We start from the raw sequence: 1180 nt of genomic DNA on the forward strand, positions 1-1180 counted from the left end.
CTCTGTACACGACAAATTTCACAGAACCCTTATCCTATCAGGATTCTGCTTTCTTAAAATTGCCAAAATTTCCTTAAACTCTTCTTTTTTCCCAAAACCAATTAAACGCTGAATCGCCATTTGAACATAGTCTAAACCATAGCGAAATAAACTCATTGAGAGTCGTCCATGCTTCTTTATTTTTATCGCTTTTTTTTGATTATGTTGCCATTCACCCGTTAAGTAACACCAACAGAAGCTTATAGCTAACACCGCAATCAATTTTTTCACTCGTCTAGGGTCTGTCAAGCGCGTATTTTCAAGATTAAACCCGCGTCCTTTGAGACAACTGAATAAGGTTTCAATTTCCCAGCGTAATGCATAATCCTGAATAGCATTGGCATTAAACTGAGGAGAAACGACGAGTAAAAGCTCTCCATTTTCTAACTGTAGTGCACTTATATATAGTTTCACCCGACCAACCAAAATCCGTCGTTTACGACATTCAATTTGACCAACTTTAAGATGGCGAAATAAATCACTAATTTTATGATTCTTTCCTAAATGATTGGTGACAATGAAGTTTTTTTAACACGAATGCAGAAGTTGATGTCTTGTTCAATTAACCATGTAAACCACTGCTCACCGATAAACTCTCTGTCTGCGAACACATTCACAATACGGTCTTTACCAAAAATGGCTATAAAGCGTTGAATCAAAGCAATACGCTCTTTCGTATCTGAATTTCCACGTTTATTAAGCAATGTCCAAAGGATAGGTATCGCTATTCCACGATAAACGATTGCGAGCATCAGGATATTAATATTTCGTTTTCCCCATTTCCAATTGGTTCTATCTAAAGTCAGTTGCACTTGGTCGAATGAAAACATATTGAAAATCAACTGAGAAATTTGACGATAATCAAAATACTGACCTGCAAAGAAGCGCTGCATACGTCGATAAAATGATTGTGGTAAACACTTGATGGGCAAGGCTTTAGATGCAGAAGAAAGATTACATGTTTGCTTTAAAATAATCACAAGCATGATGAGCGCAAAGCACTTTAAATGTGACTTGTTCCATTTTAGAGATTTGTTTAAGATAAGATATAACTCATTGAGATGTGTCATAGTATTCGTCGTTAGAAAACAATTATTGTGACATTATTTCAATGAGTTATCTATTTTTGTCGTGTACAGAG

The 1180-nt window shown here is 35.8% G+C and carries 1 protein-coding gene; it reads right to left on the bottom strand.

Annotation, left to right across the window (positions count from 1 at the left end; translation table 11 throughout):
* Nucleotides 1-18: 18 nt before the first annotated feature.
* A protein-coding gene (locus tag ACTL4S_RS16395; protein ID WP_085940648.1) for an IS4-like element ISAba1 family transposase occupies nt 19-1109 on the bottom strand; the annotation gives its coding sequence in 2 pieces (ribosomal slippage) (nt 19-569 and nt 569-1109; 1092 coding nt in all).
* Nucleotides 1110-1180: the final 71 nt, after the last annotated feature.

Source organism: Acinetobacter lwoffii (genome assembly GCF_052078135.1).
In the GTDB taxonomy this organism is placed as follows: domain Bacteria; phylum Pseudomonadota; class Gammaproteobacteria; order Pseudomonadales; family Moraxellaceae; genus Acinetobacter; species Acinetobacter lwoffii_Z.